The sequence below is a fragment of the Klebsiella sp. HMSC09D12 genome, assembly GCF_001808475.1.
Lineage (GTDB): Bacteria > Pseudomonadota > Gammaproteobacteria > Enterobacterales > Enterobacteriaceae > Klebsiella > Klebsiella oxytoca.
In genome coordinates, this window is record NZ_KV793483.1 from 10,071 (window position 1) to 31,672 (window position 21,602).

26 protein-coding genes and 1 pseudogene are annotated in these 21,602 nt (G+C 54.4%); 13 read left to right on the top strand and 14 right to left on the bottom strand.

The window, feature by feature from the left end; genetic code table 11:
* From HMPREF3178_RS31750 to HMPREF3178_RS15075, 6 genes and pseudogenes are all read right to left on the bottom strand, one after another.
* A pseudogene (locus HMPREF3178_RS31750) lies at positions 1–358 on the bottom strand (hypothetical protein); the annotation flags it as partial.
* Positions 351–563 carry a hypothetical protein gene (locus tag HMPREF3178_RS15055; RefSeq protein WP_017146272.1) on the bottom strand — a complete coding sequence of 71 codons (213 nt, stop codon included), beginning with the start codon at positions 561–563 and terminating at the stop codon, positions 351–353. The pseudogene HMPREF3178_RS31750 and the gene HMPREF3178_RS15055, both read right to left, overlap by 8 nt.
* A complete protein-coding gene (locus tag HMPREF3178_RS15060; RefSeq protein ID WP_070585290.1) occupies positions 560–853 on the bottom strand; it encodes a hypothetical protein in 294 nt (97 codons plus the stop codon). The genes HMPREF3178_RS15055 and HMPREF3178_RS15060 overlap by 4 nt, the downstream gene beginning before the upstream one ends.
* Positions 854–865: 12 nt before the next feature.
* Positions 866–1,942 (bottom strand): hypothetical protein, encoded by a 1,077-nt coding sequence (locus tag HMPREF3178_RS15065; RefSeq protein WP_070585291.1) that lies wholly within the window; start codon positions 1,940–1,942, stop codon positions 866–868.
* Positions 1,943–2,206: 264 nt separating this feature from the next.
* Positions 2,207–2,632: a toxin YdaT family protein gene (locus tag HMPREF3178_RS15070; protein ID WP_070585293.1), complete on the bottom strand. Its 426-nt coding sequence runs from the start codon at positions 2,630–2,632 to the stop codon at positions 2,207–2,209.
* Positions 2,616–2,843 carry a Cro/CI family transcriptional regulator gene (locus HMPREF3178_RS15075; RefSeq protein ID WP_023158876.1) on the bottom strand — a complete coding sequence of 76 codons (228 nt, stop codon included), beginning with the start codon at positions 2,841–2,843 and terminating at the stop codon, positions 2,616–2,618. Before HMPREF3178_RS15075 ends, HMPREF3178_RS15070 begins: the two co-directional genes overlap by 17 nt.
* A 79-nt stretch (positions 2,844–2,922) precedes the next feature.
* Here HMPREF3178_RS15075 and HMPREF3178_RS15080 point away from each other — a divergent pair, with 79 nt between their 5' ends.
* The 9 genes from HMPREF3178_RS15080 (at position 2,923) to HMPREF3178_RS15110 (ending at position 7,287) form a co-directional block, all read left to right on the top strand.
* On the top strand, positions 2,923–3,327 hold the full coding sequence (locus HMPREF3178_RS15080; RefSeq protein ID WP_025108070.1) for a helix-turn-helix domain-containing protein: 405 nt from the start codon (positions 2,923–2,925) through the stop codon (positions 3,325–3,327).
* Positions 3,328–3,710: 383 nt separating this feature from the next.
* Complete coding sequence (locus HMPREF3178_RS32105; protein ID WP_323807551.1) at positions 3,711–3,821, top strand: hypothetical protein; 111 nt, start codon at positions 3,711–3,713, stop codon at positions 3,819–3,821.
* Positions 3,814–4,107: a host cell division inhibitory peptide Kil gene (locus HMPREF3178_RS15085; protein ID WP_053064730.1), complete on the top strand. Its 294-nt coding sequence runs from the start codon at positions 3,814–3,816 to the stop codon at positions 4,105–4,107. The genes HMPREF3178_RS32105 and HMPREF3178_RS15085 overlap by 8 nt, the downstream gene beginning before the upstream one ends.
* A 64-nt stretch (positions 4,108–4,171) precedes the next feature.
* Complete coding sequence (locus tag HMPREF3178_RS30985) at positions 4,172–4,405, top strand: hypothetical protein (RefSeq protein WP_139146032.1); 234 nt, start codon at positions 4,172–4,174, stop codon at positions 4,403–4,405.
* A gap of 2 nt (positions 4,406–4,407) precedes the next feature.
* Complete coding sequence (locus HMPREF3178_RS31755; RefSeq protein ID WP_070585295.1) at positions 4,408–4,632, top strand: hypothetical protein; 225 nt, start codon at positions 4,408–4,410, stop codon at positions 4,630–4,632.
* Positions 4,629–4,973, top strand: coding sequence for a hypothetical protein (locus HMPREF3178_RS15095; RefSeq protein ID WP_070585297.1), 345 nt, complete (start codon positions 4,629–4,631; stop codon positions 4,971–4,973). The genes HMPREF3178_RS31755 and HMPREF3178_RS15095 overlap by 4 nt, the downstream gene beginning before the upstream one ends.
* A gap of 87 nt (positions 4,974–5,060) precedes the next feature.
* Complete coding sequence (xisR, locus tag HMPREF3178_RS15100; RefSeq protein WP_004111685.1) at positions 5,061–5,276, top strand: excisionase family protein; 216 nt, start codon at positions 5,061–5,063, stop codon at positions 5,274–5,276.
* A complete protein-coding gene (locus HMPREF3178_RS15105) occupies positions 5,276–6,562 on the top strand; it encodes a site-specific integrase (RefSeq protein ID WP_070585299.1) in 1,287 nt (428 codons plus the stop codon). The genes xisR and HMPREF3178_RS15105 overlap by 1 nt, the downstream gene beginning before the upstream one ends.
* A 98-nt stretch (positions 6,563–6,660) precedes the next feature.
* The gene (locus tag HMPREF3178_RS15110; RefSeq protein WP_004100548.1) at positions 6,661–7,287 is read left to right on the top strand and encodes a glutathione S-transferase family protein; all 627 of its coding nucleotides are present in this window, start codon (positions 6,661–6,663) and stop codon (positions 7,285–7,287) included.
* A 2-nt stretch (positions 7,288–7,289) separates the two neighbouring features.
* Here the strand turns inward: HMPREF3178_RS15110 and HMPREF3178_RS15115 are convergent, their stop codons facing one another.
* On the bottom strand, positions 7,290–8,402 hold the full coding sequence (locus tag HMPREF3178_RS15115; RefSeq protein ID WP_017146285.1) for a PQQ-dependent sugar dehydrogenase: 1,113 nt from the start codon (positions 8,400–8,402) through the stop codon (positions 7,290–7,292).
* A gap of 103 nt (positions 8,403–8,505) precedes the next feature.
* Entirely contained in the window at positions 8,506–8,889 is a 384-nt protein-coding gene (gene bssR / locus HMPREF3178_RS15120; protein ID WP_017146286.1) for a biofilm formation regulator BssR, read from the bottom strand.
* Between the two features lie 380 nt (positions 8,890–9,269).
* Between bssR and HMPREF3178_RS15125 the strand changes: the two genes are divergently transcribed.
* Positions 9,270–10,511 (top strand): oligosaccharide MFS transporter, encoded by a 1,242-nt coding sequence (locus HMPREF3178_RS15125; RefSeq protein ID WP_162098348.1) that lies wholly within the window; start codon positions 9,270–9,272, stop codon positions 10,509–10,511.
* Positions 10,512–10,545: 34 nt separating this feature from the next.
* Here HMPREF3178_RS15125 and HMPREF3178_RS15130 read toward each other — a convergent pair whose 3' ends face one another.
* Positions 10,546–11,025, bottom strand: a complete 480-nt coding sequence (locus HMPREF3178_RS15130) for a hypothetical protein (protein WP_026055890.1) — start codon at positions 11,023–11,025, stop codon at positions 10,546–10,548.
* 299 nt (positions 11,026–11,324) lie between these two features.
* On the opposite strand from HMPREF3178_RS15130, the gene rimO reads away from it, so the two are divergent.
* Complete coding sequence (gene rimO, locus HMPREF3178_RS15135) at positions 11,325–12,650, top strand: 30S ribosomal protein S12 methylthiotransferase RimO (protein ID WP_070585301.1); 1,326 nt, start codon at positions 11,325–11,327, stop codon at positions 12,648–12,650.
* A 126-nt stretch (positions 12,651–12,776) separates the two neighbouring features.
* Here rimO and gsiD read toward each other — a convergent pair whose 3' ends face one another.
* Genes gsiD through iaaA form a run of 5 tightly spaced genes read right to left on the bottom strand, consistent with a single transcriptional unit; the run spans position 12,777 to position 19,046 of the window.
* Positions 12,777–13,688: a glutathione ABC transporter permease GsiD gene (gene gsiD, locus HMPREF3178_RS15140; protein WP_017146287.1), complete on the bottom strand. Its 912-nt coding sequence runs from the start codon at positions 13,686–13,688 to the stop codon at positions 12,777–12,779.
* 1 nt (position 13,689) lies between these two features.
* Positions 13,690–14,610, bottom strand: a complete 921-nt coding sequence (gene gsiC / locus HMPREF3178_RS15145; protein ID WP_004100533.1) for a glutathione ABC transporter permease GsiC — start codon at positions 14,608–14,610, stop codon at positions 13,690–13,692.
* Positions 14,611–14,662: 52 nt separating this feature from the next.
* Positions 14,663–16,201, bottom strand: a complete 1,539-nt coding sequence (gene gsiB / locus HMPREF3178_RS15150) for a glutathione ABC transporter substrate-binding protein GsiB (protein WP_017146288.1) — start codon at positions 16,199–16,201, stop codon at positions 14,663–14,665.
* 37 nt (positions 16,202–16,238) lie between these two features.
* Positions 16,239–18,092: a glutathione ABC transporter ATP-binding protein GsiA gene (gsiA, locus tag HMPREF3178_RS15155; protein ID WP_017146289.1), complete on the bottom strand. Its 1,854-nt coding sequence runs from the start codon at positions 18,090–18,092 to the stop codon at positions 16,239–16,241.
* A 12-nt stretch (positions 18,093–18,104) separates the two neighbouring features.
* Complete coding sequence (gene iaaA / locus HMPREF3178_RS15160; RefSeq protein WP_023320623.1) at positions 18,105–19,046, bottom strand: beta-aspartyl-peptidase; 942 nt, start codon at positions 19,044–19,046, stop codon at positions 18,105–18,107.
* A gap of 448 nt (positions 19,047–19,494) precedes the next feature.
* On the opposite strand from iaaA, the gene moeA reads away from it, so the two are divergent.
* Positions 19,495–20,730 carry a molybdopterin molybdotransferase MoeA gene (moeA, locus tag HMPREF3178_RS15165; RefSeq protein WP_017146292.1) on the top strand — a complete coding sequence of 412 codons (1,236 nt, stop codon included), beginning with the start codon at positions 19,495–19,497 and terminating at the stop codon, positions 20,728–20,730.
* Entirely contained in the window at positions 20,730–21,485 is a 756-nt protein-coding gene (moeB, locus tag HMPREF3178_RS15170) for a molybdopterin-synthase adenylyltransferase MoeB (RefSeq protein ID WP_004100525.1), read from the top strand. Before moeA ends, moeB begins: the two co-directional genes overlap by 1 nt.
* Positions 21,486–21,602: the final 117 nt, after the last annotated feature.

Here is a 21,602-nt window from a genome sequence, read left to right on the forward strand (position 1 = left end):
CGCTGACCATGTATTTAGCCATCTGATTTGCTGACCCGCGCTTAACGATTCCTGGAACAAATAGTGGGTCTTTGCCTTCTTTAAGAAGGAGTTTATTTGCCTCAATGGTATGTTTAACGCGCTGGCGGCCTACAACAACGCATGTGAGCCCTGTTTCAGGGTCTTTCCAGACGATAATCGGCTCCAGTACACCCAACTCCTTAATGTTTAGTACCATCCCTTCGTCGATCGGCAGGTGGACCCGCTCATCGTAGAGAGGGTGGGTCTTATCGGTGACCAGGTGCAGATTTTCAGGATCAAACTTCAGAGCATTTGTCTTTCCGCTGGCGCCGTATACGTCGATTGAATTCTTAGCCATTTTTAACCTCGTTTTTATTAACCGCCTCAGCCCATTTTTCTTCCAGCTTTCTTCTGGCTTTATCCTTGCCACCAGCCCAGTAGCTTTGCTGGACTCGGTAATGGTCAAAGGGGCATTTCAGTGCGCCAGAGCAAGAGCCAAACGTATAATCTCTCCAGTGGTACTCAGGTAACGCGCCGCAATCAGGGCATTGCTGTAATTTCATTGGGCGGCCCCGCGACATTCCCTCAGAAGGTTTTCAAACTTCGCCCGAAGCCGGTTCGCGCAGCCAAACGGCATATCGTTGAAGCACCACACTGCCGCGCCATTCCGCATGCCGCTTTGGGTAATCTGACCCGTTCCGTGTAACTGGCGAAGCTGATTACCGACCGACGACATACCACGTCCCAGCGCAGCTGCGATTTCCCTAGTGGTCAAATCAGGATTGGCCTTGAGAAATTCGATCATCGTGATTTCACCGCTGTATTGTGTTTTTTTGGATTTGGTTGTTTTCATTGAAAAAACTCCTCAGCCCCTAAACCCCTTCGGAATATCCGCCTGAACTTTGCCGCTAAACCCGAGATTGCCACCGACAGCAAGGTTTACCGGGCACAGCTTCAGCACCAACTCAGGCCATTTACGGTGTAGCGTCGGCATGTCCTGAACCTTTCCGCACCACCACTGGTCGCGCTGAATGCGTTCAATCATGGTGCGGATTTGGTCGTGGCTGCAGCCGTGCTCCTGGCGCAGTTGACGAACTGCCTGTGCCCAGCGAACAAAATTTGGTTCCTTCGGCTTTGCCAGACAGCCGTCGAATTCTGCGGCGCGTTCGTACATCTCGATGATGGTCGACCAGAACCACATCGCGAGATCGAAATCGTCATCGGTAGCCAGGATTCCGTCTTCGGTAGCATCAGGAATGTTTGCTTCCGGCGTGATTGTTTTCTGAGTCGATTCAGAAAAGTTATCCACAGGAGAAATCTCTCCCGCGTGGTTTTTATGATCTGTATGTAGTGATCTGTTTTTAAGATCTGTATAGAGATAGGATTCGGCTTGAGAGCCGTTTCCAGGATTCGGCTCTTGGGCCGTTTCCATTCGGCTCTTGGGGCGAATGCATTCGGCTTGAGAGCCGTTTCCATTACTTTCAATCACTTGCTTCGATTCGGCTCTTGAGCCGTTTCCATTCGGCTCTTGAGCCGAATCCATATCTTTCAATGGTTTATTTGAATTCCCCCCTTGCGGGAAAATCTTGGCAATTAACGCTTCCTGATCGACGCGATAATGCTTCTTCGGCGTGCCGCTTACCTGCCGAAGTTCTTCCTCAATAACTCCCGCCAGGTACTGCTCTGTAATCTTGAACATTGCTTTTCTGACCACATCGCCGTCTTTAGCGCGGATCTCTTTCGCAAGCGCTGCGTGCTCTTTGTAAAACCAGCCATTTTCCAGACTTGACTTGCCCGACCAGAACACCAGTTGATTGAGAATGGCCGCCAGCAAATGCTGCTGCCTGTCTCCTGCAAAGAAATCCAGATACGGTCCGGGGATCGTTATGCAGTTCCCCTGTCCCGACATGGCCTGAACAATTTCAAACACCTGATTGTTCATTCCGAAACCTCATTGTGTAGCCGTAAAAACTCTCTCAACCCCACCCAGCCAACAGACCCGCAGGCTTTGCGGTAGGAAACATCTTTCTCTGTCGCTGTCAGTACCGTCACCATGTGGCCTTTGTGTCTGTGCTGGAAGCGAGAACCGGCCTTAGGGATGCCAGTGCCTGCACAATCTCCTTCAGACGGCTCATACGCCGGATACGCTCGTTTCAGGCGAGCAATCAATTCAGCAGCAGACTGGTTACGCATGGTTGAACCTCGCTTAGTGAATCAGCGTGTTACCGGAAGAGCCGCCATCAGCAATCCGGTCAGAGATAGCAATCATTGCTCCGAACAGCGCCTCCATTTCGTCGTCGACACGCTGTTTGCGGTGAAGAAGTTCGCGGAAAGTTTCAGAGTAGTAACTACGCACCCGCGCAAGTAGTAACGGCGGCATAGCACGTTCAATCGCGGGGAGAAGCTGCGCAATCTTTTCGATTGATGCAGGTGAATCACTTTCAACCCAGCGGTAAATCTTCTGGATATTGCGGCTAAGTGCGTCAGGGTGGCTGTCGTCGTAAAGCTCTGGGGTTGTCATACCCATGGAGAAGTAAGCGTCGACAATTGCTGATACAGGCGTTTTACGGCCACCTGGATAAAGCGCCCAGGCATTCATGGCCTCGCGAATGCGTTCATGCCTGATTTTCATGATTCACCTCACCAGAACGTTTTGCTTTAGCATGTTGATCGTAAACTTCAGGGTCGTATTGCAGGACCCCCCCAGAAGCCAGTTGCAGCCTCATCGCATTTTTTTCAGGAACGAGTTCACCCCAAACGGAAACTGACGCGGGGGCTACGCCCGCAGCTTTGGCTAATTTCGACTTGCTGCCGAAGTAATTGATTGCATCTTGTTTAAACACAGGCTCATCTCCTTAGGTTTTCCTAAGGATATTTGATCGTAGAGAAACTTAAGTCAAGAAAATTTAGAATTCTCTAATGATGGAAAATAAAACCTTTGGCTCGCGCCTTCTCGAAAGGCGAAAACAGTTAAAACTCTCTCAGTCCGCTCTTGCTAAGCTGGTCAAGGTTTCGCACGTCACAATCTCCCAGTGGGAAAGGGATGAAACCCAGCCAGCTGGTAAGAGGCTGTTTGCTTTGAGCAGTGGTCTGCAATGCAATCCAACGTGGTTACTTTATGGTGATGATGACCAGATCCCAGGTGAGCCTATTCCGCACCAGGAAAAAGAGTTATCGGAGGAACAGCAAGAACTGCTCGGGCTTTTTGATGCCCTTCCTGATTCTGATCGAGAAGGATTTCTCAATGAGTTGCGAGCACGCGTAGAGATGAACAACCAACGATTCGAAGAATTACTAAAAGTCAGAAAGCGCGCCTCGAAAAAGTAGCCTCACTCCAAATTTTAAGTAATCCATTTTAATCAATGGGTTACTTTCTTACGCCCTTAAATTTAAGTTTTTCTACAAAATAAATCTTGATTGAAAACTTAAGTTATTCTAAGTTTATCCCATCCAGACCAATCACCGCGCAGTGACTGGCAAGAAGAAAACGTTCGGTTGGCCGCCTGAAGGCTAAAAATCAACAGGCTTTGCAATGCAGTGAATGCGGCTATGCGCACGCGGCTCAGTTAAGCGGTATCACTCGTTTCTAAAAAGAGTGGGGTGGAAAAGAAGCTGTCGGTACCAGTTGTTAACTGGCTGGTATCACCGGGAGGCACCCGGCACTGCATTGCAAGGTCTGTTTAGAACTCAACACACACGAGGGTAAGGAGATGAGCAGAATCGGTATTCGTTCACTGGTAATTGTTCTGGCTATCTGCCTTGTTGCCTGGTCAGCGACGATCATCAAAATTCTACATGTTACGGGGGTGTTCAATGGCTAATTTTCTGCAAAGCAACCCGATGGTTAAAGCAGCTCAAAGCAAACTCGCTATTGCGCAATTTATTGGTAACAGTGGCATGTGGTCTGATGCCATGGCGTCAATAAAAGATATTCATGAAGCAACAAAGCACGAAGAAGACCGTATGTTTTGCGGTCGTACGGATGCGCTTTCAGGGCTTCAATTTCGTGATGTTGTTTTAAATTATGACCTGTACGGAGATTTAATTTCCGTCGATGCTGACTTGCTTACAGGTCAATACAAAGTAAATACCGAAGTTTCATTTTAATTATCACAAAAATATTTAATGCCTTAAATGGCAGGTACCCACGCACCTGAACAAAGGAATAATTATGGAAGCCGAAAAACTCCATTGCTTTAGCTGCGGCGGCTCCTTTCCACGCGAAGAGTTGCAATATCGCCCTTCTGGCCGAGGAGCTTATCGCAAAGTGGCTTATTACTGCCCTATCTGTAACGAAAAGGAAAAAAAGAAAGACCAATTAAAGGCTACGCAGTCTTTAGTTCGTAAGTCATTACCTTCAAGGCCTGCAAACTTTCAATTACGACCAGCAGCGTGGAATAAATAATTATGAAAATAGAATTTAACGATAAAGTTGTAATCGCAACCGCTATTATAACCAGCACGGTATTCGAATTCCGCCTACACAACCGCGCCGTTGATACCGCCTTATTCCTGGCTCCTTCCGTTCGGTCTAAACGTAGCGGTTTCTTTATAATGAAAACAGTTATTTCCGGGAAAACATCACATGTGCTTCGTGCGTATAAAGCGCTTAAAGCGGAGGTATCACGATGAACAAATCACTAAATGCACGCTGTATCCGTCGCTGGGAAGTGGAATTTAAACCTATCTGCGATTCTAAGGTGAATCCGTTCTGGCGTAAGAGTGACCTCCATGGGTATATCCGCGAAGCAGCGCTGACCACCGCTTACAGCATGGTCGAGAGCATGGCTGAACGTAACGCTAAGGTAGACTATGACGGTGAGCCAAACGGATGGTCGCCAGAATTTTCAGCCTGGTATCGTGAGCGCCGGGAAAAGTACCTCAAAGAGGCGCGTGACCACCTGGACGAAGAAGCTACAAACGACGAAATCGACGAGGAGATCGAAAACGAACTGGAAGCATGGAACGACTGAATTACACAAAAACACAACTGAACTGATTTCCAATAATCAACATTAATCCGGGGAACTGATTATAGTTTCCCGGCCATGAGGTTATTTATGGCCGATATTACTCAAGAAGATGAATGGGTGATGGAAAAGGGAATTGTAGCGAAGATGTATATGACTCCCCGGCAAATTAAATCTTACCGGGAGGGGAGATGGATCGAGGGCATTCATTATAAGAAGCACCCACCAGATCCAAAAGCTTCAGAAGGAAGGGTAACGCTTCTCTACAACTACACCAGGATTAATAGGCTTGTCGGGGAAACATAATGAATATGCCTGCTGGCGTAGAGCTGCATGGGAAAGGAATAAGAATTAGCTTTCTATATCGCGGCATACGTTGCCGCGAAGTTTTGCGAGGCTGGACTGTATCAAATAGCAATATAAAAAAAGCTGGCAATCTCCGTGCTTTAATCATGAGTGAGATTCAGCAAGGTAAATTTGACTATGCAGAGCACTTCCCTGAATCAAAGGCGCTTAAAAAATTCACTACGACGCAAAAAATTAAAACCTTCGGTGAATTGTGCAAAGTTTATCTTAATGCCAAAAAGCTTGAGGTCTCAGCTGCATCATACAGAGGTGCAAAATCACGCATAGCAACACTTTGCGCTATCGTCGGAAGTAATACGCATATTGCGGATATTCAGCATACCGACCTGTTGAATTACAGGAACGCGCTATTAACTGGTAACACCTTTAGCGATCACGCGCCCTGGCTTAAAAGAAAAGGTCGCGCTGTATCCACGGTCAACGGCCTGATGAACAATCTGACTGCATTGCTCAAGCTGGCGAATCTGAGCGGCTTTATCGAGCATACCCCTCACGAAGGTATAAAGATGCTTAAGCGCTCCAGGAGAGACCCGGATCCGCTTCTCCAGAGCGAGTACGAAGGTTTTATAAAAGCGTTATCCCCTCGGTATGCTTTGCTCTGGACTACAGCTATCTTTACCGGCCTTCGGCATGGAGAGCTTACAGCTTTAGCCTGGGAGGATGTGGACCTTGATAAGGGTGAGCTTCACGTCAGACGTAACCAGACGAATGAGGGGCTGTTTGTGCCACCCAAAACCGAAGCGGGGATCAGAACTGTTACCCTACTTGAACCTGCGCTGAATGCTCTGCGCGAACAATTCAAGCTAACTGGCGCATTAAGCAAAACCGAAATCACTTTCCATCACCGCGAACACGGGTTAACTGAACAACAAAAACTGCGGTTCGTGTTTGTCCCGCCAAAAAACTGGCGCGGGGAAACGAAGTATTACGGTTCTCAGTCTCTGGGGTATAGTTGGGAGGCGGGATTAAAGAAAGCGGGGATCAGGAGCAGACGCCCTTACCAGTCGCGCCACACGTTCGCATGCTGGCTTTTAACTGCCGGTGCTAACCCGTCCTTTATCGCCGGACAGATGGGCCACGAGAATGCAAAGATGGTTTATGAGATTTACTCGAAGTGGATCGGAGAGATGGACCGCAACCAGGTGGAAATGCTTAACAGCAGTTTTTCTGACGTTGTGTCCCAAGGGTGCCCCAAACGCAAGGTAGTGGGTATAAAAAGCGTTTAATTTCAGCAGAATAAAATCACTTGCCGGAATATTAACTTTATTCCAACATGAATGCTCACTACGCCGCAATGGCGGCGAAATAAAAAGCAGGAGCGGATATGATTACGCTGTGGGGCAGAAATAACTCAACCAATGTGAAGAAAGTGCGCTGGGTGCTGGAAGAACTCGACCTCCCGTATCAGCAAATTCTGGCAGGCCTGGAGTTCGGTCTGAATCACGATCCGGCCTATCTGGCCATGAACCCCAACGGTCTGGTACCGCTATTGAAAGATGCAACGACCGATGTCGTGCTCTGGGAATCAAACACCATTATCCGCTATCTGGCCGCGCAGTATGGTCAGAATCGCCTGTGGGTGGAGTCGCCCGCCGAGCGCGCCCAGGGAGAAAAATGGATGGACTGGGCCAACGGTTCGCTCTCGCCTGCCCATCGACCCGTTTTAATGGGCCTGGTCAGAACGCCTGTTGAAAAACGCGATCCTGCCGCCATTGAAGCCGGTATTGCCGCCTGCGAGACGCTGTTCGCTATTCTGGACGACGAGCTGTCGCGCCATCAGTGGCTGTCGGGCGATGCCTTCGGCCTCGGCGATATCGCCGTCGCGCCGTTCGTCTACAACCTGCTGGAAACGGTAAAAACCTGGCAGCCGCGCCCGCATCTGCAGCGCTGGTACCAGCAGATCGGCGAACGTCAGGCCTGGCGCAACGTGGTGATGATCCCGGTCACCTGATTTTAACCCGCCGGACTCACCTTCAGCAGCTCACCGTTGGATTCGTCGGTTAACACATACAAATAACCATCGGGTCCAACGCGTACGTCGCGAATGCGTCTACCGCGATCGGTCAGAATGCGCTCCTGCTCCGTGACTTTATTGCCATCAACCTTGAGCACAATGAGCGATTCATCCTTCAGCGCGCCGATAAACAGCCTGTGTTGCCACTGCGGAAAAACCTGCGCGTTGTAAAACGCCATACCGCTCACCGCCGGCGACTTCTCCCAGACAAATAGCGGCGCTTCGGTGCCTTCCGCCTTTTTGCCTTTGGCTTCCGGGATCGGCAGGCCGCTGTAGTTAATGCCGTGCGTCGCCAGCGGCCAGCCGTAGTTTTTACCTTTTTGCACGATGTTGATCTCATCCCCGCCGCGCGGCCCGTGCTCATGTAACCACAGCGTCTCGCTCCACGGGTTTATCGCCAATCCCTGAGGGTTACGAATTCCGTAAGACCAGATTTCAGGCCTGACGCCAGACTGGCCGACAAAAGGATTATCGGCCGGGACTTTGCCATCAGCCGTTAGCCGCACCACTTTTCCCTGCAGCTTATCGAGATCCTGAGCGGTTGAACGCTGGTTATTCTCTCCGAGACCGATAAACAGATGACCGCGACCGTCGAACGCCAGCCGTCCGCCAAAATGATTGCCGGTAGAGAGCTTCGGCTGCTGGCGGAACACCACCTGGAAGTTTTCCAGACGCTGGAGATCCTCGCTCAATCGGCCATAGCCCACCGCGGTCCCGGCTTTATCCTCATCCCCGCCCTCGGCATAGCTCAGCCAGACCCGGCGCGACTGGGCAAAGTCCGGTGCCAGCGCCACGTCCAGCAAACCGCCCTGCCCGTTAGCCCAGACCTGCGGTACGCCCGGGATCGCCGACGAGAGGCCTTTGTCGCGCTGCCAGAGCTTGAGTTCGCCGCCGCGCAGGGTAATCAAAATACCGCGATCGTCCGGCAGGAAGGCCAGCGCCCACGGGTGTTCGAGCTGGTTCTGCAACACCTCCACGCGCTCCCGGGCGGCAAGGACGGCAGTGGGTAACAGCAGCGCGGTAAGCGCTATCAGGGTGACGGTCTGGCGCATGGCATACTCCTTTTGTCAGCAATGCTGATAAGGGTAGCCAGCGTGGGGAAGCGGGAAGGGATTTTTACATAACATTAATCAGGGGGAGCAGGCTCCCCCTGTCTCAGGCGTGGGTAATGGGGGCAAAATCATTCAATTTATGAATGTTTAGCCGCAATACCGCCAGGCAGCTTTCCAGTTTATCTACGTTGACCGCAATGTAGGACGGGCAATCATGAAGTCCGCTTAGCAGGCATACCGCCGCGGAAGCGACGGCTTCGCCCGCAAGGCGCAGGGCTTCCTTTTCCTCCGGCGCAACGGCGTGCTGCAGGCGCGGCGCGTATTCACGCATTTCATGGCACAGTTCAAACAAGTTATCACGTAGATGGTCGTTTTCGCTGACTGACATATAGCCTTTTGCTTTACGCAACTGTAAATAAGCATCAAGATCAATGGAGGCATTAATCAGTTTATTCATCAGGTTACGATACAGTCTGTCAACGTTCATCTCAGTTCCTCCTCTATCGTCCTTCACCATAATTATAATATGGTTATTTTTTGTACAAAACGCTGTGTGAGATCAATAATTCTCAGGTCATTAACATTATTTACAATGTTACAACTAAGATTATAATCCTCGCCTGCTCAACCTGCGCCCTTCAAGCAAAAATGTTATACGCTCTCAATCAAGATCAATTCTTTTCCATGTGATGAAAAATTATTTTTTTGCCGCAATGATCACAAATTAGCGCCATTCACATTGCCTGAAAATGTCGCCGGGTGTCATATCACCTCACAAATATGTAATACGTATAACAAAACAGGTCGCAGCAGGTTGCTCTATCTTGCTTGTAACCTTTGACGCTATCGCTTGAAGGAACAGAAATGATTAATCCCGGCAGAAGAAACTATATCTTGTTGAGTCTTTTCGACTTCCTCTACCTCTTCGCCTGGTCCTCGACCATGGCATTCTTTGTTATCTGGACGACCCAGCATCTCGGGATTAGCGCCACGAAAACCGGCCTGCTCTACTCGGTTAACGCCTTTATTGCCCTGCTGATGCAGCCCTTCTTTGGCTTTATTTCCGATAAATTCGGCCTGAAAAAACGACTCATCTGGTTTCTCGTCGCCATGCTGCTACCGGTGGGTCCGTTCTTTATTTATTTATATGCACCGCTGCTGGTGCACAGCTTCTGGCTGGGCGCGCTGCTCGGCGGGGTATACCTGGGGATTATTTTTAACTCCGGCTGCGGGGTGATCGATTCGTATATCGATAAAATTTCGCGGCGCTACCAGTTCGAATATGGCCGCGTAAGGATGTGGGGATCGTTAGGCTGGGCCGCCGCGGCGTGGATCGTCGGTAAGTATATCGACAGCAATCCGAACCTTGCTTTCTGGCTGGCCAGCATCGCCATTGTGATTGCCGCGATCTGTTTTATGCTGACCAAAATCGAACTGAGCGAAGCGGAGATGCAGAAAACCAGCGCCCTGAAAGTTTCCCATGCCCTTGAGCTGGCGAAGAACGGGCAGTTCTGGATGCTGCTGGTCTTCACCCTTTTCGTCACGCAAATCTACGATACCTACGATCAGCAGTTTGCCCAGTACTTTTCCCTGCAGTTCCCGACGCCCGAGGAGGGGAATCGCTGGTACGGAATTCTGGCCTCCATTCAGGTGTGCGGGGAGACGCTGTTTTTATGCCTGATGCCGTGGTTTGTAAACCGCACCGGCGCGAAGTGGGCGCTGATCATCGCCGGACTGATCATGTCGGTCCGTATCGTAGGCTCCGCGATCCCGCTGGGTCCGGTGTGGATCGGCGCAGTCAAAATGATGCATGCGCTGGAAAAACCGCTGATCCTGGTGTCGGTATTTAAATTCATTGCCGCCAACTTCGACAACAAGCTGTCATCGACGGTTTACCTGCTGGTGCTGTTTGTCGCCTCCATCGCCACCGCCGTTTACTCGCCGCTGGCGGGGTATTTGTATGACACTATCGGCTTCGCGCAGACGTATTATATCCTGGGCGGTGTTGCCGGGGTATTTACGTTAATTTCGGTATTTACGCTTCGCGATAATAGAGAACCGACCGCGCCGGGGTCTGCGCCAGGCGCTGGCGTTGCGCAAAGCCATTAATCATCAATTCGCCCGGAAGCGGCTTTCGGGCGAATCAACGAAAACTCCACTGCACGCTCACCACAAATATCGCCGGGATAATAATCCCGGTTTCTACGCCGAAATAAGGGGTAAAATTGTACTGCAGGCCATGATAAATATAGGGAGAGAAACCGACGCCGGTCAGTTTCTTCGCCGTTCGATAGGTACCTGAATCGCCGCAATCGCTAAAAGCTTTAAAGAAGAACTCCCCGGTGTAGGCATAGACGCCCTTAAACGTCCAGCCATTTGTCCCCGCATACCAGTCTCTCCTTGCCCCCAGAGAGAGGCAGCGATCGTCAAAACTATTTTTCATGGTCCCGACTAACAGGCTGTACTTCGAATCTGCCGACAGCTTGCGCTCAACGGAAAAAAATTGATTATTGAATTTTTCGTTATATTGGCCGTGATTGCCGGTCATATGATAGACAAATGAACCGGTATTCACTGAATATAACGCCAGCTCGTCGGCATAAACTGGCGCTGTGCCAATCATTACCAGCGCGCACGCTGAACCACCCAACTTTTTAAACATCGGAAACCTGATAAAAAATGAAAATCCAAAGCAGTGACTATTTTACTGTTTCTGGCTTAAACCTGATTTAAACCACCCTGCGCTGGCTCCGGCGGTAAAAGATGAATAACGGCGTTATTTTCCTCAACAATACGGATAATCAACGCCGTAAAAAGAGATGCTGCTGTCTGCGGGCTAACAAGAAAAGGAGTATAAACTTTCCGCCGATCTCTGTAGAATCCCTGCCCTGACCATCCCAATAATTGAACACTTTTTAAGCTATGAGCAATGTCACCCCTCAGCCGAAGATCGGCTTTGTCTCTCTGGGCTGCCCGAAAAATCTGGTGGACTCAGAACGTATCCTGACTGAACTGCGTACCGAAGGGTATGATGTGGTTCCCTCCTACGATAACGCTGATATGGTTATCGTTAACACCTGCGGCTTTATCGATAGCGCCGTGCAGGAGTCGCTGGAAGCGATTGGCGAAGCGTTGAAAGAAAACGGCAAAGTGATCGTCACCGGCTGCCTGGGCGCAAAAGAAGATCAGATCCGCGAAGTGCATCCGAAGGTGCTGGAAATTACCGGCCCGCACAGCTATGAACAGGTGCTTGAGCACGTCCACCACTACGCGCCGAAGCCTAAACATAATCCGTTCCTGAGCCTGGTGCCGGAACAGGGCGTGAAGCTGACGCCGCGTCATTACGCTTACTTAAAAATTTCTGAAGGCTGCAACCATCGCTGCACCTTCTGCATCATCCCGTCCATGCGCGGCGATCTCGTCAGCCGTCCGATTGGTGAAGTGCTGGCAGAAGCCAAACGCCTGGCCGACGCGGGGGTAAAAGAGCTGCTGGTGATTTCTCAGGACACCTCCGCCTACGGCGTCGATGTTAAACATCGCAGCGGCTTCCACAACGGTATGCCGGTTAAAACCAGCATGGTTAGCCTGTGCGAAGAACTGGCTAAGCTTGGCATCTGGGTGCGCCTGCACTACGTCTATCCCTATCCGCACGTTGATGATGTGATCCCGCTGATGGCGGAAGGCAAAATTCTGCCCTACCTCGATATCCCGCTGCAGCACGCCAGCCCGCGCATTCTCAAGATGATGAAGCGTCCCGGCTCCGCCGACCGTCAGCTGGCGCGTATCAAGCAGTGGCGCGAAGTCTGCCCGGAACTCACCCTGCGCTCGACCTTTATCGTCGGCTTCCCGGGCGAGACGGAAGAAGATTTCCAGATGCTGCTGGACTTCCTGAAGGAAGCCCGCCTCGACCGAGTCGGCTGCTTCAAGTACAGCCCGGTGGAAGGCGTGACCGCCAACGAACTGGCGGATCAGGTACCGGAAGACGTTAAAGAAGAGCGCTGGAACCGCTTTATGCAGCTTCAGCAGCAGATCTCCGCCGAGCGTCTGCAGGAGAAAGTTGGCCGCGAAATTATGGTGCTGATCGACGAAGTCGATGAAGAAGGAGCCATTGGCCGCAGCATGGCCGATGCGCCAGAAATCGACGGCGCGGTGTACCTCAACGGCGAAAGTAAAGTCAAACCGGGCGACGTTGTGCGAGTGAAAGTCGAACACGCCGACGAATACGATCTGTGGGGCAGCCGGGTTTAATTCCGCCCGCTGAACCTGTCCCGGATAGCGGCGCTCATGCGCCCTATCCGGGCGACAAAACCGCACAGGATTAGCGTGCGGTGTGCTTTCCCGGACACCTGTCCGGGCTGCACAATCCTCGAACGCCTAACCTTTTATCTTCGGATCCAGCGCATCGCGCAGGCCATCACCCAGCAGGTTAAACGCCAGCACCGTCAGAAAAATGGCAATTGCCGGGAACAGCGCCACGTGCGGCGCCATCACCATATCCGCCCGCGCCTCGTTCAGCATTGCCCCCCACTCCGGCGTCGGCGGCTGCGCGCCAAGGCCCAGAAATGACAGGCTGGCGGCAGAGATAATCGACACTCCGATGCGCATCGTAAAGTAGACCACAATCGATGATACCGTTCCGGGCAAAATGTGGTTAAACAGAATGTTAGCGTCGCTGGCGCCAATGCTGCGCGCCGACTCGATAAAAGTCTGCTGCTTAAGCACCAGCGTATTGCCGCGCACCAGACGCGCAAATGCCGGGATCGAAAAGATCGCCACCGCGATGATGACGTTCGACATTCCGCTGCCCATCACCGCCACGACGGCAATCGCCAGAAGAATGCCAGGGAAAGCAAACAGCACATCGCAGATGCGCATAATGATGCGATCCCACCAGCCTTCGTAATACCCGGCCAGTAGCCCAAGAACGGTGCCGATAGCCGCGCCGATCAATACCGCCAGAACCCCGGCGGCCAGCGAAATCTGCGCGCCGACCAGCACCCGGCTAAAAATATCGCGCCCCAGCGAATCAACGCCGAACCAGTGCATCATCGACGGTCCATCGTTGAGCCGATCGTAGTCAAAATAGTTTTCCGCATCGAACGGCGCGATCCACGGCGCCACGATCGCCACCGCAATCAGCAGCAGCACAAATATCCCCGCGCCCATCGCCACCGGCTGGCCGCGAAACCGCCGCCAGAACTCGTGCCACGGGGTACGTATCTGCCCGGGTTTAACCCCCGGCATCGCGTTGATAACCGCTTGTCTTCTCCAGTTGAGCAATCGCACCTTACTTATACCTGATAGCGGGATTAATGGCGGCATACAGTACGTCCACCACTAAATTAATAAGAATAAACTCCAGCGAAAACAGGAGCACTTCCGCCTGAATCACCGGGTAATCGCGCATCTCCACCGAGTCCACCAGCAGACGTCCGAGACCAGGCCAGTTAAAGACCTTTTCCACCACGATTGAACCGCCGAGCAAAAAGCCGAACTGTAGCCCCATCATAGTGACGACCGGGATCATCGCGTTGCGCAGGCCGTGCTTGAGCACCACCAGCGTTTCGCTGACGCCTTTCGCCCGCGCGGTGCGCATATAGTCTTCATGCAGAACATCGACGAACGAGGCGCGGGTAAAACGCGCCATCACCGCCGCCACCGCCGCGCCCAGGGTGAGCGAAGGCAGAATATAGTGCCGCCAGCTGTCGGCGCCCACCGTCGGCAGCCAGCCCAGTTCAACGGAAAAGATCTGCATCAAAAGCATACCGAGCGCAAAGGCCGGGAACGAGATGCCGGTGACCGCCAGCGCCATGCCTATACGATCCGGCCAGCGATTGCGCCACACGGCCGCCACGATCCCTGCCGCCATCCCGAAGATGACCGCCCAGCCCATACTGGCAATCGTCAGCCAGAAAGTGGGCATAAAACGGCTGGCGATTTCGCTGCTCACCGGGCGGCGGGAAGCCATCGAGGTGCCAAAGTCGCCCTGCAAAATGTTGCTGATATAGTGCCAGAACTGCACGTGCAGCGGGCGATCGAGCCCAAGCTGCTGGCGCACCATTCCCACCACCTGGGCATCGGCTTCCGGCCCGGCAATCAGCCGAGCCGGATCCCCGGGCAGCATATGCACGAACAGAAACACCAGCACCGCTACAATCAGCAGCGTGGGGATCAGCCCCAGCAGGCGTTTAATCACATAATTGAGCATGCTTCTCCTTGCGCAAATTCCCCGCAGCCTGCGCCCGGGGACCCACAACTCTCTACTTAAGATCCGCCTGTTCAAAGCTAAATCCGGTATCCGGCTGGATGTAGAACCCGGTCAGATTTTTACTGTGCGCCGAGACCAGCTTTTCTACGACCAGCGGCACCCACGGCGACTCTTTCCAGATAGTATCCTGCGCGTCTTTATACAGCCGCGTTTTTTCCTGCGCATCGGTGGTTTTCAGCGCGTCATTGAGATCTTTATCGACCTGCGGATTGCTGTAGAAAGCCGTATTAAACAGGGTCGGCGGCCAGTTTTGCGACGCAAACAGCGGCGAAAGCGCCCAGTCGGCTTCCCCGGTCGACGCCGTCCAGCCGGTGTAGAACATGCGTACGCCGCTCTCTTTCTGTCCCTTACCTTCAACTTCCGCCGCGCGCTGGCCCGCATCCATCGCCGTCAGCTGCGCCTTAATGCCCACCTGCGCCAGCTGCTGCTGGGTAAACTGCAGTACTTTCTGCGCCGTGCTGTGGTTGTGCGATGACCATAGCGTCGTGGTAAAGCCATTCGGATAACCCGCCTCTTTCAGCAGCTCACGAGCTTTAGCCGGATCGTACGGCCAGGCGCTGTAGCTTTCAGCATAGGCGATAGACGGCGGCACCACGCCGGTCGCCGGTGTGGCGTAGCCGGCAAAAGCGACTTTTACCAGCGCCTGACGGTTGATAGCGTAGTTAATCGCTTCGCGCACTTTGGGATTATCGAACGGCTTCTGCGTCACGTTCATGCTGATATAGCGCTGCATAATTGACGGGCTGGCCACCAGCTCTAGCTTGCTGTTTTTCTCCAGCAGCGGCGCTTGCTCGTAGGGGATCGGGAATGCAAACTGCGCTTCGCCGGTCTGCAGCATCGCCGCGCGGGTATTATTATCCACGACCGGGCGCCAGGTGATGGAGTCCAGCTTCGGCAGCCCTGGCTGCCAGTAACCGGCGAATTTTTTCACTTTCACAAAATCGGTCTGGTTCCAGGTATCGAGCTGATAAGGCCCGGTGCCAACCGGATGGAAGCCAATCTCTTTACCATATTTCTTCAGCGCCGCCGGAGAAATCATCGCCGTCGCCGGATGGGCCAGAATGTTAATGAACGCCGAGAAAGGCTGTTTGAGGGTAATTTTCACCGTGGTCGGGTCTACCGCTTCGGTGCTGGCGATATTTTTATACAGGTTATAACGCTTGAGATGGTTTTCCGGGTTGCTGGCGCGATCGAGGTTCGCCTTAACCGCTTCGGCATTAAACTCGGTACCGTCCTGGAACTTCACCCCCGGATGTAGCTTAATGGTATACACCAGGCCGTCCGGGGAAACGGTATAGCTTTCCGCCAGCACGTTCTGTAGCTTCATCTCTTTATCGAGGCCGAACAGCCCTTGATAGAAGGACTTGGCGACGGCCTGCGACAGCGTGTCGTTAGCATCATACGGGTCGAGGGTCGTAAGATTAGAACCGACCGCCACCACCACATCTTTTGCGGCCAGAGCCGGAGCGGCTGTCAGCGCCGAGGCGACGCCCAGCGCCAACAGCCATTTGCCTGATACGCGTTGAGTCATGTTGTTCTCCTGAAATGCTGCATTATTGGTGTCGTTGTTAGCGCGCCAGCACGTCGGCGGCGGACTCTCTGGCGACAAAGTGCCCCGGCCCCACCTGCTGTAACGGTGTACTGATCCCCTCTTCGCCCCGCTTGAAGATGTTACCCGGCAGCTCGTCGGAGAGCAGCACGCGCTGCGGACGGCGATGCGCAGGGCCAGCCACCGGAACGGCGGCCATCAGTTTACGGGTATAGGGGTGCTGCGGGTTTTCAAACACGGCGCGGCGCGGGCCAATCTCGACAATACGCCCGCGATACATCACCGCCACGCGGTGGCTGATGCGCTCAACCACCGCCATGTCATGGGAGATAAACAGAAATGCGATGCCCATCTCACGCTGTAGATCGAGCATCAGATTGATAATTTGCGCGCGAATCGACACGTCCAGCGCCGATACCGACTCATCGGCAATCACCACTTTCGGATTGAGCGCCAGCGCGCGGGCAATACAGATGCGCTGCCGCTGGCCGCCGGAAAACTCGTGCGGGTAGCGCCACGCATGTTCCGGCTCCAGCCCGACGCGTTCCAGTAGCCAGCTGACCCGTTCACGGGCGGCATCGCCCTCCAGCAGCCGATGCACCCGCAGCGGCTCCATAATCGAATAGCCCACCGTTTGCCGTGGGTCGAGGGAAGCGTACGGGTCCTGAAAAATAAACTGAATATCGCGGCGCAGCGCCTGAAGCTTACTGCCCGTTAGCATATCAATTCGCTGGCCGTTGAAGATAATGCTGCCACCCTGGGTCTCTACCAGCCGCAGCAGCGCCCGGCCGGTCGTCGATTTACCGCACCCGGACTCGCCCACCAGGCTCAGGGTTTCGCCGGGCCATAAATCAAAGCTGACCTTTTCGACCGCATGCACCTCACGGGTTACGCGGTTGAGAATTCCGCTACGCAGCGGGAAGCGCGCCACCAGATCGCGAACTTTAAGGATCGGTTCTCCGGCCACAACGGTGTTCTGCCCCTCCGACGACGGGCTCTGGTTTAACAGCGGGAAGCGACGCGGCAGCGAAGTGCCGCGCATCGCGCCAAGCCGCGGCACCGCGGCCAGCAGCGCCTGGGTATACGGGTGCTTCGGCGCGCGAAAAATCTCTTCCACGCTGCCGGTTTCCACCGCTTCGCCGCGATACATCACCAGCACGCGGTCGGCGATATCGGCGACCACCCCCATATCGTGGGTAATAAAGATAACGCCCATCGCCATCTCTTTTTGCAGGACGGCAATCAGCTGTAAGATCTGCGCCTGGATAGTGACGTCCAGCGCGGTCGTCGGTTCATCGGCAATCAGCACCGCCGGACGACAGGAGAGCGCCATGGCGATCATCACCCGCTGACGCATCCCGCCGGAAAGCTGGTGCGGATAGCGTGAGAGCATGGCTTCCGCTTCCGGAATGCGCACCTGATCGAGCATTTTTTTCGCTTCGCGCAGGGCCTCATCATGCTTCAGGCCCTGATGTAAGCGGATAGATTCGGCAATCTGCTCGCCGATGGTGAAGACCGGATTGAGCGAGGTCATCGGCTCCTGGAAGATCATCGCCATATCCGCGCCGCGCACGCCGCGCATTTCAGCGTCAGACTGTTCGCTCAGCTCAATCACCTGCCGACTGCGACGGCGCAGAAGTAGCGCATCGCTGCGCACTTCGCTGACCGCCCGATCGAGCAGGCGCATCAGGGCCAGCGAGGTCACCGATTTTCCCGAGCCCGACTCGCCGACAATCGCCAGCGTTTCGCCGCGCCGCAGGGTAAACGACAGGTCGCGGACGGCGGAAAAAGCCTGCTGTTGCTGATTAAACACGACGTTCAGGCCGCGCACCTGCAGAACATCATCGGCATCGATTTCTTGACTATGCGGCAACGCCCTTTCCTCTTATTCGCGATAAATACCAATCGTGGGCGTATCGCCCGCATAACACCAGGCACGGTACATGCCTTCGCTGTTAAACGGCAGCGCCACGTTGCCTTCTCTGTCGATGGCGATCAGGCCGCCGCTACCGCCCAGCGCCGGAAGCTTCTCCATCACTACCCTTTCGCAGGCCTCCTGCAGGCTGAGCTGGCTATACTCCATCAGCGCCGAAATATCGTAGGCCGCCAGGGTCCGCATAAACACTTCCCCGGTACCGGTACAGGACACGGCGACGCTGGCGTTATTGGCGTAGCAGCCCGCTCCCGGCAGCGGGCTGTCGCCGACGCGTCCCGGTAGCTTATTGGTCATCCCGCCGGTTGAGGTCGCCGCCGCGAGGTTGCCCGTCAGATCCATGGCTACCGCGCCGACGGTCCCCATTTTGTGCCGCTCATCCAGCGGCGCGGCGTGGTGATCGAGCACGATATCGTCGCCTTCCTGCGCCTGACGCAGCTGCAGTAAACGCTCAGGGGTAGAAAACAGGCTGTTATCGACGCGCGCCATACCGCGGGAAGCGGCAAACGCTTCCGCCCCTTCGCCAATCAGCAGCACGTGCGGACTTTGCTCCAGCACCAGCCGCGCCGCCAGCACCGGATTGCGTAAATGCTGAACGCCGGCCACGGCTCCCGCCTGTAGGCTGTAACCATCCATGACGCAGGCATCGAGTTCATGGCGACTATCGCGGGTAAACACGGAGCCAATACCAGCATTAAATAGCGGGCACTCTTCCAGCAGCCGAACTGCTTCGGTTACCGTATCCAGCGCGCTGGCCCCGGCCGCCAGCATTTTTTGTCCACTATCGACAATCGCCGACAGCGCTGCCACGTACTCCCGCTCGCGCTCCGGCGTCATCTGCGCGCGGCTAATCGCCCCGGCTCCGCCGTGAATTGCTATAACCGCCTTACCCATCGCGCCATTCCTTAACGATAAAGTGTATAAATATCATTATCGTGCTGACTGTCCTATACAATTTTTGAATATAGAAAGAGCGGAGGGTGATGTAAAGCTTGTACCCAGGTGGGTTATAGCCCGTCTCTCTTTTCTGCCATATACCCGTCATACTTCAAGTTGCATGTGCGTTGGCTTCGTTACTCGGCTCATCCATGAGCCTCGCCCTGACGGGCCGCCGTTACACGGCGTTCAAATCTGTTCCGTACAGATTTGTCGCTCACCCCAGTCACTTACTGAAGTAAGCTCCCGGGGATGTAATGAGGGACATCCTTGTCCCTCACCAGAGGCAGCCTTCAGCTGTTCAAATTCGTTCCCGACGAATTTGTCCCTACGTCGCCGCCTGCCTGCAACGCGAATTATTTAAGGTATAATAGGCGTTTTCGATGTTTGCCCGCAGGAGAAACCCATGGATTTTACCGCCGGACTGATGCCGCTCGACACAGCCCTGACCCAGATGCTCAATCGTATTACGCCGCTGAATGCGACGGAAACCGTACCGCTGTTGCAGGCCTTTTCGCGCGTGACCGCCCATGATCTCGTTTCACCGCTCAACGTGCCTGGTTTTGATAACTCGGCAATGGACGGCTATGCGGTACGCCTGGCGGATCTCACCGACGGCGCAGCGCTGCCGGTCACCGGCAAGGCCTTAGCCGGTCAACCTTTTAACGGTGACTGGCCGGCGGGCACCTGTATCCGCATTATGACCGGCGCACCGGTGCCGGAAGGCTGCGACGCGGTGGTGATGCAGGAGCAGACGGAACAAACCGATGGGGGCATCCGCTTCCTCGCGCCGGTGAAAAGCGGACAGAATATCCGTCGTCTCGGCGAAGATATCGCCCACGGTGCGGTCGTTTTCCCTGCTGGCACCCGCCTGACCGTTGCCGAGCTGCCGGTTCTGGCCTCGCTGGGGATTGCCGACGTCGAGGTGATACGCAAAGTGCGCGTGGCGGTTTTCTCTACTGGCGATGAACTCCAGCTGCCGGGCCAGCCCCTCGCCGACGGGCAAATTTACGATACTAATCGCCTGGCGGTACACCTGATGCTGCAGGAGCTGGGCTGCGAGGTCATTAACCTCGGCATTATTCCCGACGATCCGGCTAAGCTGCGGGAAGTCTTTATCGAGGCCGATCGACAGGCAGACGTGGTGATTAGCTCCGGCGGCGTCTCCGTCGGCGAAGCAGACTACACCAAAGCGATTCTCGAAGAACTGGGTGAAATCGGCTTCTGGAAGCTGGCGATTAAACCGGGTAAACCTTTCGCTTTCGGCAAGCTCAACCACAGCTGGTTTTGCGGTCTGCCGGGTAACCCGGTTTCCGCAACGCTAACCTTTTACCAGCTGGTCCAGCCGCTGCTGGCGAAGCTCTCCGGCAACGGTGGGCAGGCTCAGCCGATGCGTCTGCGCGTGCGCGCCGCAACCCATCTGAAAAAATCGCCCGGACGACTCGATTTTCAACGCGGCGTGCTGCAGCGCGGTCCGGACGGCGAACTGACGGTTAACAGCACCGGTCACCAGGGATCGCATATCTTCAGCTCATTCAGCCTCGGCAACTGTTTTATCGTGCTGGAGCGCGAGCGCGGCAACGTGGAAGCGGGCGAATGGGTGGACGTTGAGCCCTTTAATCATCTGTTCGGAGGGCTGTAATGAGCGTGGAGCTGAGCGATGCGGAGATGCTGCGCTATAACCGGCAGATTATTCTGCGCGATTTCGATTTTGACGGTCAGGAGCAGCTGAAAGCCTCCCGCGTGCTGGTTGTCGGCCTCGGCGGGCTGGGCTGCGCCGCCGCGCAGTATCTGGCGGCGGCAGGCGTCGGCCTGCTTACCCTGCTCGATTTCGACACCGTTTCGCTCTCCAACCTTCAGCGCCAGACTCTGCACAGTGACGCCACCATCGGCCAGCCGAAGGTCGACTCCGCCCGCGCCGCACTGGCGCGGATTAATCCCCACGTTCAGCTCACGGCGCTCAACGCGCGGCTGGAAGACGAGGCGCTGGCGGCGCAAATCGCCGCCCACGATCTGGTGCTCGACTGTACCGACAACGTCGCGATCCGTAACCAGCTCAACGCCGGATGTTTTCGTCATAAAACACCGCTGGTCTCCGGCGCGGCAATTCGCATGGAAGGGCAAATCAGCGTTTTTACCTGGCAGGAAGATGAACCCTGCTACCGCTGCCTGAGCCGTCTGTTTGGCGAAAACGCCCTCACCTGCGTAGAAGCCGGGGTGATGGCGCCGCTGGTCGGCACCATTGGTTCGCTACAGGCGATGGAAGCGATAAAGTTGCTGACCCGCTACGGCAGCCCGGCGACGGGAAAAATCGTCATGTACGACGCCATGCGCTGCCAGTTCCGCGAAATGAAATTGATGCGTAACCCTCAGTGTGAGGTGTGTGGCACGCCTTAGCCCTTTTCCGGCGACTGCCGTCGCCGGATGATTTGTGACCCGCAGTGGCTTTTTAGCCTCCATTTTCCTCCCTCCTTCTGCTTGTTGATTTATATCAATACAACTTTCATTCGAAAG

Bases quoted from the DNA above. Each gene is read 5' to 3' on its own strand.
- HMPREF3178_RS15055 (WP_017146272.1), bottom strand. From the start codon at position 563: ATGAAATTACAGCAATGCCCTGATTGCGGCGCGTTACCTGAGTACCAC.
- HMPREF3178_RS15060 (WP_070585290.1), bottom strand. From the start codon at position 853: ATGAAAACAACCAAATCCAAAAAAACACAATACAGCGGTGAAATCACG.
- HMPREF3178_RS15065 (WP_070585291.1), bottom strand. From the start codon at position 1,942: ATGAACAATCAGGTGTTTGAAATTGTTCAGGCCATGTCGGGACAGGGG.
- HMPREF3178_RS15070 (WP_070585293.1), bottom strand. From the start codon at position 2,632: ATGAAAATCAGGCATGAACGCATTCGCGAGGCCATGAATGCCTGGGCG.
- HMPREF3178_RS15080 (WP_025108070.1), top strand. From the start codon at position 2,923: ATGGAAAATAAAACCTTTGGCTCGCGCCTTCTCGAAAGGCGAAAACAG.
- HMPREF3178_RS32105 (WP_323807551.1), top strand. From the start codon at position 3,711: ATGAGCAGAATCGGTATTCGTTCACTGGTAATTGTTCTGGCTATCTGC.
- HMPREF3178_RS15085 (WP_053064730.1), top strand. From the start codon at position 3,814: ATGGCTAATTTTCTGCAAAGCAACCCGATGGTTAAAGCAGCTCAAAGC.
- HMPREF3178_RS30985 (WP_139146032.1), top strand. From the start codon at position 4,172: ATGGAAGCCGAAAAACTCCATTGCTTTAGCTGCGGCGGCTCCTTTCCA.
- HMPREF3178_RS31755 (WP_070585295.1), top strand. From the start codon at position 4,408: ATGAAAATAGAATTTAACGATAAAGTTGTAATCGCAACCGCTATTATA.
- HMPREF3178_RS15095 (WP_070585297.1), top strand. From the start codon at position 4,629: ATGAACAAATCACTAAATGCACGCTGTATCCGTCGCTGGGAAGTGGAA.
- xisR (WP_004111685.1), top strand. From the start codon at position 5,061: ATGGCCGATATTACTCAAGAAGATGAATGGGTGATGGAAAAGGGAATT.
- HMPREF3178_RS15105 (WP_070585299.1), top strand. From the start codon at position 5,276: ATGAATATGCCTGCTGGCGTAGAGCTGCATGGGAAAGGAATAAGAATT.
- HMPREF3178_RS15110 (WP_004100548.1), top strand. From the start codon at position 6,661: ATGATTACGCTGTGGGGCAGAAATAACTCAACCAATGTGAAGAAAGTG.
- HMPREF3178_RS15115 (WP_017146285.1), bottom strand. From the start codon at position 8,402: ATGCGCCAGACCGTCACCCTGATAGCGCTTACCGCGCTGCTGTTACCC.
- bssR (WP_017146286.1), bottom strand. From the start codon at position 8,889: ATGAACGTTGACAGACTGTATCGTAACCTGATGAATAAACTGATTAAT.
- HMPREF3178_RS15130 (WP_026055890.1), bottom strand. From the start codon at position 11,025: ATGATTGGCACAGCGCCAGTTTATGCCGACGAGCTGGCGTTATATTCA.
- rimO (WP_070585301.1), top strand. From the start codon at position 11,325: ATGAGCAATGTCACCCCTCAGCCGAAGATCGGCTTTGTCTCTCTGGGC.
- gsiC (WP_004100533.1), bottom strand. From the start codon at position 14,610: ATGCTCAATTATGTGATTAAACGCCTGCTGGGGCTGATCCCCACGCTG.
- gsiB (WP_017146288.1), bottom strand. From the start codon at position 16,201: ATGACTCAACGCGTATCAGGCAAATGGCTGTTGGCGCTGGGCGTCGCC.
- iaaA (WP_023320623.1), bottom strand. From the start codon at position 19,046: ATGGGTAAGGCGGTTATAGCAATTCACGGCGGAGCCGGGGCGATTAGC.
- moeA (WP_017146292.1), top strand. From the start codon at position 19,495: ATGGATTTTACCGCCGGACTGATGCCGCTCGACACAGCCCTGACCCAG.
- moeB (WP_004100525.1), top strand. From the start codon at position 20,730: ATGAGCGTGGAGCTGAGCGATGCGGAGATGCTGCGCTATAACCGGCAG.